General features: G+C 72.5%; 18 protein-coding genes. 5 read left to right on the plus strand and 13 right to left on the minus strand.

The genetic code is table 11. The features are described from left to right. Positions 1–199 precede the first annotated feature (199 nt). Positions 200–856 carry a class I SAM-dependent methyltransferase gene (locus tag G9H71_RS14635; RefSeq protein ID WP_166283095.1) on the plus strand — a complete coding sequence of 219 codons (657 nt, stop codon included), beginning with the start codon at positions 200–202 and terminating at the stop codon, positions 854–856. 70 nt (positions 857–926) lie between these two features. On the opposite strand, the gene G9H71_RS14640 is transcribed toward G9H71_RS14635, so the two are convergent. The 6 genes from G9H71_RS14640 to G9H71_RS14665 all read right to left on the minus strand — a co-directional run bounded on the left by G9H71_RS14640 (position 927) and on the right by G9H71_RS14665 (position 5,900). Next, complete coding sequence (locus G9H71_RS14640) at positions 927–1,511, minus strand: P-loop NTPase family protein (RefSeq protein ID WP_166283097.1); 585 nt, start codon at positions 1,509–1,511, stop codon at positions 927–929. 22 nt (positions 1,512–1,533) lie between these two features. Continuing rightward, positions 1,534–2,496, minus strand: a complete 963-nt coding sequence (locus G9H71_RS14645; RefSeq protein ID WP_166283099.1) for an NmrA/HSCARG family protein — start codon at positions 2,494–2,496, stop codon at positions 1,534–1,536. Between the two features lie 101 nt (positions 2,497–2,597). Further along, positions 2,598–3,542, minus strand: a complete 945-nt coding sequence (locus G9H71_RS14650) for an NADP-dependent oxidoreductase (RefSeq protein WP_166283101.1) — start codon at positions 3,540–3,542, stop codon at positions 2,598–2,600. 76 nt (positions 3,543–3,618) lie between these two features. Continuing rightward, the gene (locus G9H71_RS14655; protein WP_166283103.1) at positions 3,619–4,473 is read right to left on the minus strand and encodes a helix-turn-helix domain-containing protein; all 855 of its coding nucleotides are present in this window, start codon (positions 4,471–4,473) and stop codon (positions 3,619–3,621) included. 104 nt (positions 4,474–4,577) lie between these two features. Then, positions 4,578–5,453 (minus strand): methylenetetrahydrofolate reductase, encoded by an 876-nt coding sequence (locus tag G9H71_RS14660; RefSeq protein ID WP_166283105.1) that lies wholly within the window; start codon positions 5,451–5,453, stop codon positions 4,578–4,580. 228 nt (positions 5,454–5,681) lie between these two features. Then, positions 5,682–5,900: a hypothetical protein gene (locus G9H71_RS14665; protein ID WP_166283107.1), complete on the minus strand. Its 219-nt coding sequence runs from the start codon at positions 5,898–5,900 to the stop codon at positions 5,682–5,684. Positions 5,901–6,102: 202 nt separating this feature from the next. On the opposite strand from G9H71_RS14665, the gene G9H71_RS14670 reads away from it, so the two are divergent. The 3 genes from G9H71_RS14670 (at position 6,103) to G9H71_RS14680 (ending at position 7,756) form a co-directional block, all read left to right on the plus strand. Beyond that, positions 6,103–6,333, plus strand: coding sequence for a hypothetical protein (locus G9H71_RS14670; protein WP_166283109.1), 231 nt, complete (start codon positions 6,103–6,105; stop codon positions 6,331–6,333). Between the two features lie 67 nt (positions 6,334–6,400). Continuing rightward, the gene (locus G9H71_RS14675; protein ID WP_166283111.1) at positions 6,401–6,616 is read left to right on the plus strand and encodes a hypothetical protein; all 216 of its coding nucleotides are present in this window, start codon (positions 6,401–6,403) and stop codon (positions 6,614–6,616) included. Positions 6,617–6,760: 144 nt separating this feature from the next. Next, the gene (locus tag G9H71_RS14680; protein WP_166283113.1) at positions 6,761–7,756 is read left to right on the plus strand and encodes a phosphotransferase enzyme family protein; all 996 of its coding nucleotides are present in this window, start codon (positions 6,761–6,763) and stop codon (positions 7,754–7,756) included. A gap of 109 nt (positions 7,757–7,865) precedes the next feature. On the opposite strand, the gene G9H71_RS14685 is transcribed toward G9H71_RS14680, so the two are convergent. Then, a complete protein-coding gene (locus G9H71_RS14685) occupies positions 7,866–8,150 on the minus strand; it encodes a hypothetical protein (protein WP_166283117.1) in 285 nt (94 codons plus the stop codon). A gap of 187 nt (positions 8,151–8,337) precedes the next feature. On the opposite strand from G9H71_RS14685, the gene G9H71_RS14690 reads away from it, so the two are divergent. Beyond that, on the plus strand, positions 8,338–8,907 hold the full coding sequence (locus G9H71_RS14690) for a hypothetical protein (RefSeq protein ID WP_166283119.1): 570 nt from the start codon (positions 8,338–8,340) through the stop codon (positions 8,905–8,907). A gap of 101 nt (positions 8,908–9,008) precedes the next feature. Here G9H71_RS14690 and G9H71_RS14695 read toward each other — a convergent pair whose 3' ends face one another. The 6 genes from G9H71_RS14695 to G9H71_RS14720 form a co-directional block, all read right to left on the minus strand. Continuing rightward, positions 9,009–9,602: a hypothetical protein gene (locus tag G9H71_RS14695; RefSeq protein ID WP_166283121.1), complete on the minus strand. Its 594-nt coding sequence runs from the start codon at positions 9,600–9,602 to the stop codon at positions 9,009–9,011. Next, a complete protein-coding gene (locus tag G9H71_RS14700; protein WP_166283123.1) occupies positions 9,599–10,858 on the minus strand; it encodes a hypothetical protein in 1,260 nt (419 codons plus the stop codon). The genes G9H71_RS14695 and G9H71_RS14700 overlap by 4 nt, the downstream gene beginning before the upstream one ends. Further along, a complete protein-coding gene (locus G9H71_RS14705) occupies positions 10,855–11,673 on the minus strand; it encodes an ATP-binding cassette domain-containing protein (protein WP_196792116.1) in 819 nt (272 codons plus the stop codon). The genes G9H71_RS14700 and G9H71_RS14705 overlap by 4 nt, the downstream gene beginning before the upstream one ends. A gap of 31 nt (positions 11,674–11,704) precedes the next feature. Then, positions 11,705–12,490: a zf-HC2 domain-containing protein gene (locus tag G9H71_RS14710; protein ID WP_166283125.1), complete on the minus strand. Its 786-nt coding sequence runs from the start codon at positions 12,488–12,490 to the stop codon at positions 11,705–11,707. After that, positions 12,487–13,065: an RNA polymerase sigma factor gene (locus tag G9H71_RS14715; protein ID WP_166283127.1), complete on the minus strand. Its 579-nt coding sequence runs from the start codon at positions 13,063–13,065 to the stop codon at positions 12,487–12,489. Before G9H71_RS14715 ends, G9H71_RS14710 begins: the two co-directional genes overlap by 4 nt. Before the next feature lie 383 nt (positions 13,066–13,448). Beyond that, on the minus strand, positions 13,449–14,660 hold the full coding sequence (locus tag G9H71_RS14720; protein WP_166283129.1) for an aldose epimerase family protein: 1,212 nt from the start codon (positions 14,658–14,660) through the stop codon (positions 13,449–13,451). Positions 14,661–15,113: the final 453 nt, after the last annotated feature.

The raw sequence follows: 15,113 nt of genomic DNA on the forward strand, positions 1-15,113 counted from the left end.
GGCGTTGCGAGTCGCGCCGCCCGCCCCGGGGGTACGGACGGGAGGGCCGGCGGGCAGGCCCACCTGCCGGATGCTCGGGGGGCGGCGTTGATACGCCGGGTCGCGTGACGCCTGACACAGTTGCTGGGTCAGCTGGCCGACGGAAGTGCGCGCGCGACAGAGCGAGCCCTCGGACGTCGACACGTGCCACGATGCCCGGATGAACGAGCCGCGCGACTGGGACCTGTGGGCGGACGAGCTGTCTGCTCGTGCGCTCGCCGCCGGCCAGCCGACCCGGTGGTTCGAGGAGCTGTACGCCGCAGGCAGGAGCGGCGCCGTGTCGATGCCATGGGACCGGGACGCGCCCCACCCGCTGCTGCAGGCATGGACGCTGGAGCACGGTGTGCGCGGCGAGGGCCGCTCGGCCGTCGTCGTCGGCTGCGGGCTGGGCGCGGACGCGGAGCACCTGGCGCGGCTGGGCTTCCGCACCACGGCGTTCGACCTCGCGCCGACCGCGATCGAGACGGCTCGCGCGCGCCACCCCGGCAGCTCCGTCGACTACCGGGTCGCGGACCTGCTCGACCTGCCGCCGCAGTGGGCGCGCAGCTTCGACCTCGTCGTCGAGGTCTTCACGCTCCAGGCGCTGCCGGACCCGCCGCGTGCACAGGCCGGCCGGGCCGTCGCCGGGCTCGTCGCGCCCGGCGGCACGCTGCTGGCGGTCGCATTCCGCCGCAGCGCAGGGGAGCCGGCCGACGAGGGGCCGCCGTTCGCGCTGACCCGGGCAGACCTGGCCGGCCTCGCGACGGACGGGCTGGAGCTCGTCGCGATCGAGGAGGCCGACGGGCCGAGGTGGCGGGCGGAGTACCGCCGGGTGTGACAGCCGTGCTTCCGGCCCGCAGGAGGAGATGACCGGCTGAGCCTCCAGGGCCCAGCCGTCGGGGGAGCCGTCAGTCCGCGGAACGAGGCCGCGCGCTGTCCGGCAGCACATGCCGGAGCCAGTGCTCCGTCTCGTCGTGGCTGCCCAGCCGGACCACGGGGAGATCGGGCCGCTGCTCCAGCAGTGCGCGCACTCGTGGCCCCGTCCTCGGATGGTTGGCCCACGCCCAGCGCACGATGTGCTCGGGATCGGTGAAGAAGGTCCGCAGCGGCGGCTCGACGTTGCCGTTCCAGAGCCGTTCGCGGCGCAGCCGGCGTCGGACGGTGCGCCGGACGACCTGCCGCATGACCCGGCTCCTCGGCAGGTCCAGCCAGACGAGGAGGTCGGCGGCTCCGGCGAGGTGGTCGCGCACCGCCGGGTACTGCCACTCGGTCACCCACCCGGGGCCTGCGCTGAAGCGGTGCACGTCCTCCTCGAAGGTGGCGCGGGGCGTCCAGTCGGGACCGTGGAACAACGCGTCGATCTCCACATGGGGCACATCCAGCGCAGCCGAGACCCGACGGGCCAGCGTCGTCTTGCCGGCCCCCGAGGTCCCGGCGACGAGCACTCGCCGTGGCCCGGGCGGCAAGGCGTCGGCAGGGCCCAGCAGCGGCATGCTGCTGACGCTAGCCGGTAGCTCAGCCGCGGATGGCCGCGACGTCTTCGGGGTGGGCGGCCAGGAAGTCGGTCAGGCGCAGCCACCGGGGATTGACGGCGTGCGCGGTCTCGAGGTCGCGGCGGCCGTTGTAGGAGTCGGGGAACTCCGCGTAGTACTGGAACATGTTCCCCAGCTCGTCAGCGCCGGGGAAGCCGAAGCCGCGGAACTGCTCGGCCGTCAGTGGTCGGTAGGCGACGTCCTCGCCGAGCACCGTGGTGAAGGCCGCGGCCATCTCCTGGCCGGTCAGGATGTCGCTGACGGCAGGGATCCTGGCGCCGATCGTCTGCGAGGGCTGCTGGAGGATGCCCAGCACGGTCCGGCCGATGTCGTCGGAGGCGATGCCGGCGACGGGCGCCGTCCCGACGGGCAGGTGCAGGGCCAGCGTGCCGTCGTCATCGCGTTGCGGCTTGAGGTCGCCGAGCAGCTGGTCCCAGTAGAAGGACATCAGCAGGTACGTCACCGGCAGGCCGGACTCGGCGAAGAGCGCGTCGGCTGCACCGCCCTTGACGTCGAAGTGCGGCACCCGGTACGCCTCGCCCCGGCCGTCGCCGAGCAGGGGCATCCGGGTGTCCGATGCGGGGATTGCCTCCCGGGTGTCCTCCAGCGTGGACCAGACCACGTGCTGGAGCTGCGTGGCCCGTGCAGCGCTGATGAGGGTGCGCACCTCGGTCAGTTCGCGCTCGGGGGAGCGGTGCTCCCAGAACGGGGTGACCACGTACGCGCCGTACGCGCCGTCGAAGGCCTTGCGCAGGCTGTCCTCGTCGGTCAACTCCGCTTCGACGACCTCGGCGCCGAGGCCGGTGAGGGCCTGCGCCTTCGCGGACGTGGCGTCGCGGGTGACGGCGCGGACGGCGAACGTGCCGTCGGCCAGCAGGGCGCGCGCGACCGCGCCGCCCTGGGTTCCGGTGGCACCGATGACAGTGATGAGCTGAGTTGCCGGCATTGCGTTTCTCCATTCAGGCCGAACGATGTTCGTTCAACGAGTGCCTCGGGGGCGAGGCTTCCTCGATCTGGTGGACGCGGCTTGTGCGTCCGTGTCGTGGGTCAGGCCGAGGGCGCCAGGACGACGACCTTGCCCGGCAGCTCACCGGCGCCGGCCTGGGCGTGAAGCGCAGGCAGGTCGGCCAGCGCCACCCGCTGGGCGACGTCGACGACCAGCTCGCCGGTGCTCACGCGGGCGACCAGGTCGGCGAGCTGGTCGGCGTCACTGCGGACGAAGAGGTCGATGCCCTGCACGTCGCGCTCCGCGTCGGAGGGCGCGGGCATCCACACCGTCGTGTTGACGAGCTTGCCGCCGTCACGGATCAGCGTGAGCAGCGCGGCCAGCTGTTCCGGGGCGACCGGCGCGAGGTTGAGGACGAGGTCGACCGGCTCGCTCACCGCTGTGGTCACGTCGGTGACGGTGTGGTCGATCACCTCGTCGGCGCCTGCGGCCTTGACCCGCACGGCGCTGCGCGGGCTTGCCGTGGCGATCACGTGGGCGCGGGCCTCCTTGGCCAGCTGCACGGCGTACCCGCCGACCGCTCCGCCGGCGCCGTTGACGAGGACCCGCTGGCCGACGGTCAGGCCGCCGTGGTCGAACAGCGCCTGCCAGGCCGTCAGGCCGACGAGCGGCAGGGCGGCGGAGTCGGCCAACGGGATGCTCTTCGGAGCTCCCGTCAACACGTCCGCCGGTGCGATCACGTACTCCGCAGCAGCCCCGGTCGCGGTCATCGGCAGGAAGCCGACGACCCGGTCGCCGAGCGCGACGGTCTCGACGTCCTCCCCGAGCGCGTCGACCGTGCCGGCGACGTCGATGCCGGGGGTGTGCGGGAGCTGGACGGGGATCGGGCCCTGCATGTAGCCCGCGCGGATGTTGGCGTCCACGCCGTTGAACGAGGTGGCGGCGACCCGGATCCGGACCTGCCCCGGGCCGGGGGTGGGCAGCTCGACGTCCTCGTAGCGCAGGACTTCCGGACCGCCGAACTCGGAGAAACGCATTGCCTTCATGGCTGAACCTGCTTCCGTGAGTGCCGATGTCGTGCTCCCGGGGGAGACGTCACCAACGTCGCAGGTTCCGAGGCGATCAACCTGGGCCGGGTTGGCCCACCTTGATGACGGCCGGCCCGTCGGCTGCGCTGACCACTTCCGCCAGCCGAGCCGCGTCGGCCGACCCTGGCGCCGCGGTCAGCATCAGGGCCGACAGGTCGTCACCGGGGATGGCGAGCAGGTTCCCGACGAGCGTGACGGAGTCACCGTCCGAACGAACGAACGTGGCACTGCTCTCGTAGGCCTCCACTGGTCGAGGTGCCCGCCACAAGGTGTCGAACACGCGGCTCCGGCTTCGCAGCTCGTCCACCAGGGCGGCGAGCGACGCATCCCGCGGGTAGCGCAGCAGGGCGCTCCGCAGACTGGCCACGAGGACCGCTTCGTGATCGGTCGCGTCAGCCGCGGACTGCTTGAAAGCAGTGAAAGGCGCACAGAACGTACGCCAGGCGATGTTCCACTCCCATCGGTCGCCGGTGAGGTCCCAGTGCTCCAGAGCCATGAAGGCGCTGTTGACCGCGAGAAGGTTCATCGCCGCGTCGGAGACGAACATCGGAGTGTCCGAGAACCGCTCGAGCAGCCGCTCTGCGCCCGGTCCGAGGTCGGTCGGCACCTGTCCGTCCGCGGCGGCGTATCCGGCCAACGCGCACAGCCGCTCGTAGTCCGCCCGTCCGACCCGCAACGCACGGGCGATGGCGTTCACCACCCCGGCCGACGGGTGGCTGCGGCCCTGCTCCAGTCGGCGGACGTAGTCTGCGGACATCCCGGCGAGCTCTCCGAGCTCCTCGCGCCGCAGCCCGCGTACCCGCCTGCCACCCACCGGCAGCCCGACCGTCGCCGGGTCTGTGGCTTCCCGCAACTGGCGCACCGCCGCACCGAACTCCTGACGCTCCACGCCGCAAGTCTGCCTGTACATCGGCGCGGAGTTAAGCCCAAGCAGGGAAGCGCGCCGTCACGCGTGCGCCAGCTGCTGGCGTCGCGTCGCCGGACGGCGAGCAGTCAGGCCGGTTGGCTCCTGCGCGTCCAGCCCAGGGCTGCGCAGACCTCGAGCGTGCTCTTGGCTCGGTTCATCGTGTAGAAGTGCAGCCCGGGCGCGCCTCCGTCGAGCAGGCCCCGGCAGACCTCGACCGTGTGCTCCACACCGACCCGGCGGCCGGCCTCGGTGTCGCCATCGACGGCCTGCAGGCGGTCGAGCAGGTCGATGGGGACCGGGGCACCCGACATGGCCGCCATCCGCTCGGCCTGGCGCACGTTGCTGATGATGCGCAGGCCGGGCACGACGGGGGTGGTGACGCCTCGTCGTGCCATCTCGTCGACAAAGCGGTGGTAGTCCTCGGCACGGTTGACGAACTGGGTGAGCGCGAAGTCGGCCTCGCGCAGCTTGGCGGCCTGATGGGCGAGGTCGGCTTCGCGCGATGGGGCCGCGGGGTGGCCCTCCGGATGAACGGCCACGCCGACACAGGACATGCCGTGCTCGCGTGCCAGGCGCACGAGGTCGAGCGCGTAGCGCAGCTCGCCCTCCGGCAGCTCGTCCGTGGCGGCCAGCGGGGGATCGCCGTGCAGGGCGAGCAGGTTCTCCACGCCGACGCCGCGGTAGCGCTTCACGAGCGCGACGAGCTCGTCACGGCGATGAGCTGCGCAGGTCAGGTGTGGCAGCGGAAGGGCCTCGGACCCGGCGAGCTGCTCGACGAGTGCTTCAGTGCGACCGCGGTCGGAGCCGTTCGCGCCGTAGGTCACCGCCACGAACGCCGGGCTCAGCGGGGCGAGCTCCTGCACCGCGGCGGCCAGTGCTTCCTCACCCGCCGGCGTCCGCGGTGGCAGCAGCTCCACCGAGACGAAGCGGCCGCCTCTTATCCGATCGCTGATCGTCGGCACCCGTCGACCTTAGCGAGGGGTCACGCGGCGTCGCGGGTGCTTGCGCGGTGGCGGTAGATGTGTCCCCGGGCGGCTTGCTGCTGTGAGTGGCTGGTCCGCGTGCATCGCCCGGGCCGGTGCGCGGACGATGCCTAGGGAATCCGGGCGACGTCCGGCAGTTCTCGCGACGATGCCGTCGGTGCGATCTGGCGGTCGACAAGACTGCTGGCAGGAGGCGCCGGTGACCCACTAGATCTTGTCGAGGACACCCGTGCCTCCCAGTGCCGCGACCAGCACGCCCGCGACCACCAGGAAGACGCCGGTGGCGCCTGCGACAGCCGGGTTTCCGTGTGGCAGCAGGCTGGGACTGATCGTCGTCGCGATCTTGTGCCGATGCCGTATCCAGTAGATGCCGAAGAGGACCGCGAACGGACCCCAGAGCAGCGACACCACCTGGCCCTCGGTCATTCGTCAGCCTCCCCTGAGGGTCTGCGGGCGACCGCAGCATGTCGTTCCGCTTGCGGCTCGTCCCCGAAGCAGAAAGCGGGGAAACGACCTCGCACGACGCGCGCTGCCCCGATGCCATCGGCACATCGACGCGTGCCTCTGCGGTGTTAGGCCGAACCGGGGCGTGGGTAGCTGCCGCTGGAGAAGGATCTTGGAGGCATGCGTGAGCTCGTTCCGCTATCGGCCCAGCAAGCCCGCCGCAGTCCTCAGCGCTGTCGTCGGGGTCGGGATGCTGGTCTTCGGTATCAGCACCTTCCACGACGAGGGTGGCTCGGCCGTCGGCTTCCTCGTGTTCTGGTGTGCTGTCGTCGCAGGAATCGTGGGCCTCAACCTGTGGTCTGCTTTCGCGAAGAACGGCGCTCTGGGCACGTACGAGGAGAAGCCGCGCACGTGAGCGGGTGCCACCGCCCGCCTGACCCGCGTCCCGAGCAGCGTCCCTTCCTTCCGCCGCGGGAGAGCACGTGACAGAAGAGCAGTTGGCCGCTGTCGTGATGGGGCCTCTTGCCGTCGTGTTCGGGGTCTTCTTCATCATGACGCGACATCAGGTGGCCGCCGAGGCGCAGAAGCGGGCGAGCCTGGTGCCGCAGACGCCGGGGGTGATGGCTGCCTGCGGCGCGCTCGCCGTGCTGGTAGGCCTCGGGCTGACCATTGCCGGGTTGGCCGGGTGGGTGCAGTAGTCGTCGATCGCGCGTTGGCGGTTGTCGGGCGCGCGGCCTCCAGCCACCACTCCGGCCTTGCTGTTCCGGGGTGAATGCGCGGGCGGGCGGCCGTCGTCGGCAAATGCGATCGACGCCCGCACGGCGAAAGCGGACACTCGTGCCGTGACCCCGTCGATGGGCTCCGGCAGCGATCTGGCCGCCCGACTCCGTGTCGCCTACGGCTGGACCGGCGACGTGCGGGTCGAGCCGGGCCGGCGCGGAGCTGAGGGCCGTGTCTGGCGCGTCACTGCGGGCGGTCGCCAGTACGCCCTCAAGGAGGTCGTAGGAGCTCCTCCCGCCGCGGCGGCCGTGGCTGCTCAGGTCGATCTGATGCAGCGGGCTGCTGCAGCCGGTGTACGCGTCGCCGCGAGCCATCCGGACCGGGCCGGCCGTCACGTCATCCCCGGGGACGACGGCAGCTGGCTGCGCCTCTACGACTGGGTCGACGTGCGGCCGATCGAGCCGTCGGCCTGCGGGGCGCGGAGCCTCGGCGTGCTGCTGGCCCGCCTGCACCGGTCGGCGCCGGCGTGCGGGAGTGAGCCCGGTGGAGGCGTTCCCTCCCGGTGGTACGACCGGGCTCCGGACCTGACGTCATGGTCTCCGCTCTGCACGTCGGGCGCGTGGTGGTGCGACCGCCTCACCGCCCGCCTCGCCGAGCTTCCCCTCCTGTGCGAGCGGGTGACGCCGACAGACCCGCAGCGATGCCTGTCCTGCCACCGGGACCTGCACCCGGAGAACGTCCTCGTGGAGGCATCCGGCGCCCTGGTCGTGGTCGACTGGGACGACGTCGGGCCGGCACAGCCAGGCCGGGAGCTCGCCAAGTTGGTGTTCGACTGGTTCTGTGACGGGCCGGCCTTCGACCTGCAGGCCGCGCGCGAGCTGTACTCCGCGTACATCGACGAGGGTGGCCCGGGCCGCGTCGTCGAGGCTTCGGACTTCTCTATGCTGGTTGCGGCTCGGCTCAACTTCCTCCGGCTGCAGTTGCGCATCGCCCTCGACCCGCATGCTTCCCGCGAGCATCGCGCCTGGGCCGATCAGGAGATCGACGAAGCGCTCAGGATCCTGCCTACGCCGCGGCAGCTGGGAGAGGCGCTCGAAGCGTTCTCCGACGTCCACTGACGGGCCGCTCCGGCTCGGGGAAGCGCGGCCCGAGGCTGTGCCGGCCTCCACCGCCTTGCTTGAGCTGCTCCTCACTTCGCCCCGTAGGCCGACGTCCCTGTTGCCTGGGCTACGTGGAGGGCCAGGTGGTCGACGACCCGGTCATCCTTCCGTTGCGCCGGCGCCGCCACACCACGTACGCCACGAGGAAGGCGCACACGAGGGCGAGGGCGCTCAGGAGCGCGGCTGTCCTTCCGACGACGAGGGTCAGCAGTCCCACCAGGGCGGCAGCGAGGCCCGCTCCGATGGCCCGCCAAATCATCAAGGACCCCAGCCGCGCTTCCCTCAGGGGCTGGCCCTGCCTGTAGACCACGCGTTTGTCGTCCCAGCGCCCCAGTCGCTCCGTGAGTCCCACGGCTACCTCCTCGGCGAGAACGTTCTGGTGTCCACACCTACCCTCGGCCTGGAGATCCACAAGCGTGTGCGAGTGCTGCCGGCCGCGGACGTCGGCGAGGTACGTCCGCTCGTACGAGCCGTTCTCGCGATCCCGGCTGAAGGCCAGCTGAAGGCAACTCGACCTTCGCCTCACTAGCGTGCGTGTCGTGACGAACCTCGAGAGCGCCACGTCGGCGATCGTGCTCGGAACTGACGGCCGCGGTGGCGAGGACCAGTGGCGGGCGCTCCTCAGTGAGGACACGGCGCACGTGGACCTGGGGGACCCGGACCAGGTCTTCCTCGTTCACGTCGTTGCCGTGCCACGAGCTCGCGTGCCTGTCGAGGGTTCGACCGTCGAGTTCGAGGGCCTCGAGCTGCGACTGGTCAGTGTCGCGGTCGACAACTTCGTCACACTGGAGCTGGAGGGAGTGGGACCGCTCGCGGCCGAGCGTCGCAGCGCGTACGAGGCCGAGTGGCGAGCGTGGACGGAGACCGGCGCGCAGACGGGCGAGGCGCCGCCTTCCTGGCCGGCGGAGGTGCTCGCGCAGGTACCTCTCACGGTCAACGATGACCGGGGCACGCAGTACCAACTGAACAGTGGAGAGGCAGGCGGGACGGGCACGCCCTGGAGGTACCTCGCCCGCTTCCGCCCGGCACCACCATCCACCGTCCGGGAGCTGGTCGTCTCGGTCGCGGGATTCGAGCACCGCCTGACGTGGACCCCGGACGCGTTCTGACCCTTCCCTGAGCCGCCGCAGTCCTGGGGACGCTGGTCATCCGGGAAGCAGGCTCCTGCGGTCGCGTACTGCCTTCCGTGCGAGGGGCCTGCCCAGCGTTGCTACCGCCGGGCCCCGCGCCACGCGTACACAGCCCCTGGAACCAGCGCCAGCACCAGCGCGACGGCTGCCGCTGGGAGCCAGGTGGTGTCCTGCAGCGGCCAGCTCGCGTATCGCGCCCACCCCCGGTCGGCCGCTCCGGTGAACACTGGAGGAACGAGGCACAGCGTCGGCATGACCCAGGCCGCGCGTTCGCCGAACAGCACCGCCCCGAGAGCGAGCAGTCCTGTCGCAGCGAGCGCCGCGCGCAGGACGACCACCGAGAGGCCGTCGACGGAAGCCCCGTAGGTCTGCGCGGCGAGCAGCAGTGGCACCGCGACGCCAGCGGTCACGAGCACCACGTGCAAGGCCCGCTCGCCTGCACCCAAGCGAGGCATGCTGCGCTCCACCTCGGCGCACGGCCCCGCGAGGGTGGTGCCGGCGGCGGCCGCGGCGAGGGTGACCGCGAGCAGTAGGAGGGAGACGGGGTGGACGCTGCCCGAGTAGCGGGTGAGGTGGAGCAACGCGCCGGCGCCTGCGGCGACGGCCAGGATCAGGCAGGCTGCGACGGGCAGCCCGCGCCACCGCGCGTGCAGCCGGAGGCCGGCCGCGCTCACTGGAGCACCGTGAGCGGGTCGGGGGCGCACCGGGCCAGGGCGTCGCGCATGCGGGTGATGCGTTGGGCCTGCTCCGCCTCGGGCATGTCGTTCAGCCGGCTCAGCGCGACCGAGGCTGCGGCGGGCGCTCGTTCGTCGGGCGCGCTCTGTGCGAACCACGCCGCGACGACATCCGTCGAGGCCTGCTGCTCGGGCGTGGGCGAGTGGTCCGTCGCGCACCCGCTCCAGCGGTACGCCTGCCAGGCCCCGAGAAGGTAGCGGACCTGGTCCGGTCCTCCGTCGAGCTCGAAGCGCTGGAGCTCGGGCAGGACCATCACCCGCGGGTCCTGCGTGATCGAGGAGAACGGCTGTTCGACCACCGAGGTGGGGCCGCCCGGGACGAGGGCGGCACGGCGCAGGGTCGCCCGGGCGGGCTCGACGACCTGGGGGAGGAGCGACCTGTGCAGCGTGGTCATGCACACCGTGGGCTCCCCGGGCGTGCACACGGGAGCGGCGGCGGCGGGGTCGGGCTCGTACGGGCTGGTGCCCCCGGGCAGCAGGGCGACCCCCGCGGCTATCCCGGCGGCTGCCGGGGCCAGCGCGAGGGCGCGTGACCTCGAGGACGAAGCCAGCGCGGCGGTCAGGCCGGCGACCAGCAGGCCGGTGAGCAGCGCGGCCTGAGCTCCGGCCACGTCCAGGCGCAGCTGGGTGAAGGCCTGGGCCGGGTCGGCGCCCGGGTTGAGCCGGGCGGCGGGCCCGTAGGCTGTCATCAGGAGAAGCAGCGTTCCTGCAACGGTGATCAGCGGTGCGGCGAACGGCACAGGGAAGGCTCGGCCGACCGCAAGGCCGACGGCCACTGCGGCGGCGACGGCGAGGACGAGGAGAGCCGCGCTGAGCGGCCAGCGCCCGCCCGTGTAGCCGGAGTCGGCTAGCACCCGTCCGACGTAGGCCGCGGTCGACGCCGAGACCCCCACGACCGCGGCGGTCAGCAGTGCGAGCGCACCGGGCAGACGCTGTGCGCGTAGCGGCCGCGCCGTCGTCGAGACCAGCTCCTCGAGGCCCGCGCGCCGCTCTCGTCCGCCGTGCCAGACGGCTGCGCCGAGGGTCAGCGGGAGCAGCAGGACCAGGTTGCTCTTAGCCGTCGAGGTGACGCCGGCGGCCATGCCCTGCCAGTGCCCTGAGCGGTACTCGAGGAGCGCCGTGTTGAGGACCAGGGCGAGCAGCAGCAGTGGGCCGGCGGCAGAGCGCCGCAGCTCGGTGAACAGGACGCGCGTCATGCCCCTTCTCCCGTCGCGCGGGCAGAGCGCAGCAGCGCGGTGTAGGCGCGCTCGACGGCACTGTCTCCCACCGTGCCCGAGCTGGCGCCGGGGTCGGCGGCGAGCAGGCCGTCGAGGCTGCCGGCGAACACGCTCCTGCCCGACTCCATGAGGACGACGTCCTCGCAGGACGCGGCGACGTCCTCGACCAGGTGGGTGGAGACGAGGACGCAGGCGTCGCTGCCGAGGTCGCGCAGGAGCTCACGGAACGAGACCCGCTGCTCAGGGTCGAGGCCGGTGGTGGGCTCGTCAAGCAGCAGCAGGTCCGGGTCGTTCACGATCGCCTGCGCCATGCCGACGCGGCGCACCATGCCCCCGGACAACGTCTTCATCTTGTCCCCGGCGCGGTCGGCCAGCCCGACCCGCTCGATGGCGCGCTGCGCCGCCGGCCCGATCCGCTGGGACGGGACCTCCTTGAGCCAGGCGAAGTACTCCACCAGCTCGCGAACCGTGAAGCGCGGGTGGAAGCCGAAGTGCTGCGGCAGGTAGCCGAGGCGGCGCCGCACCACGGCAAGGTCCGCGTCGGGGGACATCGGCACCCCCAGCAGTTCGAGGGCCCCGCCGCCGGGACGGCTCACCGTCGACAGCGCGCGCATCAGCGTCGTCTTGCCGGCACCGTTCGGGCCCAGCAGCCCGTGCACCCCGGTGCCGAGGGCGAGGTCGAGCCCGTCGACCGCGCGGCGGCGGCCGGCGTTCACGACGAGTGACTCGGCCCGCACGGCAAAGGCGAAAGCGGTCGGCTCGAAGGTGGTCGGTCGGATGGTCCTTGTTCGCAAGGGGCTCTCCACGCAGGAACGAGTTCGGGTCTCAGCGGGGCAGCGCGGCGTACGCGCTGCGACGCAGGACGAGGACGAGGAGCGAGAGGGCGCAGACGGCGGCCCACCACGGGCCGGCCTGAGCGGTGACGGCGGCCGGTACGCCGGTGCCGGCGATGCCGGGCAGCACGACCGCCGCAGCCCACGCGGCTCCGAGCGTGGCTGTCGCGCGCTGCAGGCCGACCACGCCGCCGAGCGCAAGCGCGACAGCGGTGACGCCGAGGCACGGCAGCAGCCACAGTCCCGGGCCGGGAGCGCCCCTGACCAGGCCCACGCCGCCGGCGACGGGCACCACCGCCAGCAGCACCGTGAGCGTGCGCCGCAGTAGCAGGGACAGCCCGGCTGCCGGGGTGGAGGCGGTGACCTCGGCGTAAGGGTCCAGGCGGCTTCCCCACGCGGCGGCGACACCGATCAACGGCAGGGCCGGGCTGAGGAGCAGCACCAGCGCAGGCCGCTGCGTCGACCCCACGTCGAGGGCGCTGGCCGAGGTGAGGACCGCGAGACAGCCGAGGAGCCACGCCAGCGGCGCGCTGCGCACGACTCGGGAGCGCCAGCGCCGCGCCGGCACCGGGGACGGCTCGCTGGCCACGCGGGCCAGCACGCCCGCACGGGCGGTCGCGAGCACGGACGCGGTCGCGGCGGGAAGTGCCTGCGCCAGTCGGGCGCGGCAGTCGGCGCAGGTGTCGAGGTGAGCCTCGAGCGAGACCGCTGCGGCTGGAGGGGCCGCCTGTGCGGCGTAGGCCCGCAGCAGGGCTTCGGGTGCGTGCCACGTGGTCATGCGGTCCCTCCTTCGGTCGTCAGCCCGTCGCGCAGGGCGATGCGGGCACGGCGGGCACGGGTCTTGACCGTGCCCTCCGGAAGCCCCAGCAGGGTCGATGCCTCCCGGGTGGTGAGGCCGTCGACCACGACCGCCTGCAGGACCTCGCGCAGCTGCGGTGAGAGCCCGGCCCACGCCGCGGCCAGCCCTGGGTCGAGCTCACGGGTCAACGCCTCGTCCTCCGCGGAGGGCATTGCCGACGGAGTGGACCCGGCGGCCGCGAGCTCCGGCCGCTGTGCCCGCGCCCGGGCCCGCATGGCGTCGATGAGCTTGCGGGCCGCGATGGTCCACAGCCAGCCCGCGGCACTGCCGTCCGCACTGAACGACCCTGCCGAGCGCCAGAGGCTGACGTAGGAGTCCTGCAGGACCTCAGCGACGAGGTCCTCGTCGGAGCAGCGGCGGCGCAGCCGCAGCAGCAGCCACGGGGACGTCCGGGCGTAGAGCTCTTCGAAGGCGGCCCGGTCGCCGTGGGCGACCAGCTTCACCAGCCTCTCGTCGTCGAGCTCGCCCACCGGGCGGGCGGGTCTTCTTCGCATCACGCCCCTCAAGACGACGGCCGGCCTCCGGCGGTTCTCCCTGTGCCATGCGTCACCCGAACGGGCGGCCGGGTCCGTCCCGCCGGGCGGTTCTTCGGGCTCGAGGGCCGACCGTGCTGCTGCTAGGGGAGGCTGATGAGTCGACCGACCGATTCGGAGCATGCGCAACTGCAGGCATCGTCGTGACTGGACCGCGCGCACTCAGTCCCGCCGACCAGTGCGCTCAAAGGCAGCACTGAGCGGGCTCGCAGCGATCGGGCGGCTATTGCGCTCGCGGGGATCGGCGAGCGGGCCACCGACCCATGGGGGCGCGACCGCGAGCGGGCTGACGCAGCGGTCGGCGCGACCGGTCTGCCGGACCTGGCGGCAGGCCCGGGAGGCGCTCAGACCGCGGTGAAGGCGTACACGGTCGCCGAGCGGAAGGTCTGCCCCGGCCGCAGCACCGTGGAGGGGAAGGCCGGCTGGTTCGGGGAGTCCGGGTGATGCTGGGTCTCGAGAGCGAACCCGTCGGACTGACGGTAGGCCTGACCGCCCGTCCCGAGCACTGTGCCGTCCAGGAAGTTCCCCGTGTAGAGCTGCACGCCGGGCTCGGTCGTCCACACCGTCAGCCGTCGTCCGGACCGAGGGTCGGTGGCCTGCGCGGCGCGCACGAGCTGGCCCTCTCCTCCGCCGGTGATGTCGAAGCTGTGGTCGTAGCCGCGCCCGTAGATCAACTGCTGGTCGGAGCTGCGGATGCGCTCCCCGATCGCACGGGGGGTGGTGAAGTCGAAGGGCGTGTCGGTCACCGGCGCGAAGCCCCCGGTCGGGATCGAGGATGCGTTGATCGGCACGTACCTCGTGGCGTACACCTGCAGCAGCGTGTCGTAGATGTCGCCGGAGCCCTCACCGGCGAGGTTCCAGTAGGAGTGGTTGGTCAGGTTGACCACGGTGGGCGCGTCGGTCGTCGCGTGGTAGTCGATCCGCAGCGCGTCGTCCTCGGTCAGCGTGTAGAGGACGGTGGCCGAGAGCGTGCCCGGGAAGCCGGCCTCGCCGGCCGGGTCCGTGTATTGCAGCCGCAGGCCGAGGCCCCCGGGGGCCGTGAAGGGCAGGGCCGCTCCCCACACCCTGCGGGCGAAGCCGACGGGACCGCCGTGCAGGGTGTTGGGCCGGTTGTTCAGCGGCAGCTGGTAGGTCACGCCGTCCAGGACGAACCGGCCGTTCGCGATGCGGTTCGCGTAGCGGCCGATGACGGCGCCGAAGTTGGGCGAGTTGGTGAGGTAGGGCGTCAGCGTTCCGAAGCCGAGAGCCACGTTGGCGAGCCGGCCCGACCGGTCCGGCACGAGCATCGACTGCAGGACACCGCCGAGCGTGAGGATGCGCGCAGTTGTGCCACGGTGATTGCGCAGTGTCCAGCGGGTGACGGCGGTGCCGTCTGCGGTGGCCCCCCAGGGCTCGCTGGTGATGCCGCGCTCACCGGAAGGGGGCGGAGGCTCGGTGTCGACCTGCTCGGCCGCCGGGGCGGCTGCGGCGGCAGGCATGGGAGCGACCGCGCCGGTGAGCGCGAGACCACCGGCGATCAGGGCGCTGCGGCGGGTCAGGGTCGGGCGCTGCTGCATGTCTCCTCCACGGTGAGGACGGACACGCGGCCCCGGCGGGTCGCGCAGGGTCAGGTCTAGGGCTTCCACCCCCTCGAGCGCAACAGTCGGTGCCTCGGGCTCAGGGACGTGCCAACGCAGCCACCGGGTCCTCGTCAGCGCTCGCGCGGCGGTGTGAGCGGGCGCGGGTGTCCGGTGCGACCCGCGCTGCGGGGGAGTGCCAGCTCGACCGACCGCATGCGACCGCGATTGTCGGGCGCTCGGGAGCTGCTCCCGGTCGCAGTGGTCACCGGAGGAGGCCCCGTGATCGCAGCACTCAACCGGCTCGTCGACCTCGTCGAGGAGCACCTCGTCGACGAGGTCGACGTGGACGGGTGGGCCAATCAGCTTGGCACGACCGAGCACCACCTGCGCCGGATGTTCGCGTCACTGGCCGGCATGCCGCTGTCGGAGCGTGGCTGCCAGTGGAGCCGG

Source organism: Motilibacter deserti (assembly GCF_011250635.1).
GTDB lineage: Bacteria > Actinomycetota > Actinomycetes > Motilibacterales > Motilibacteraceae > Motilibacter_A > Motilibacter_A deserti.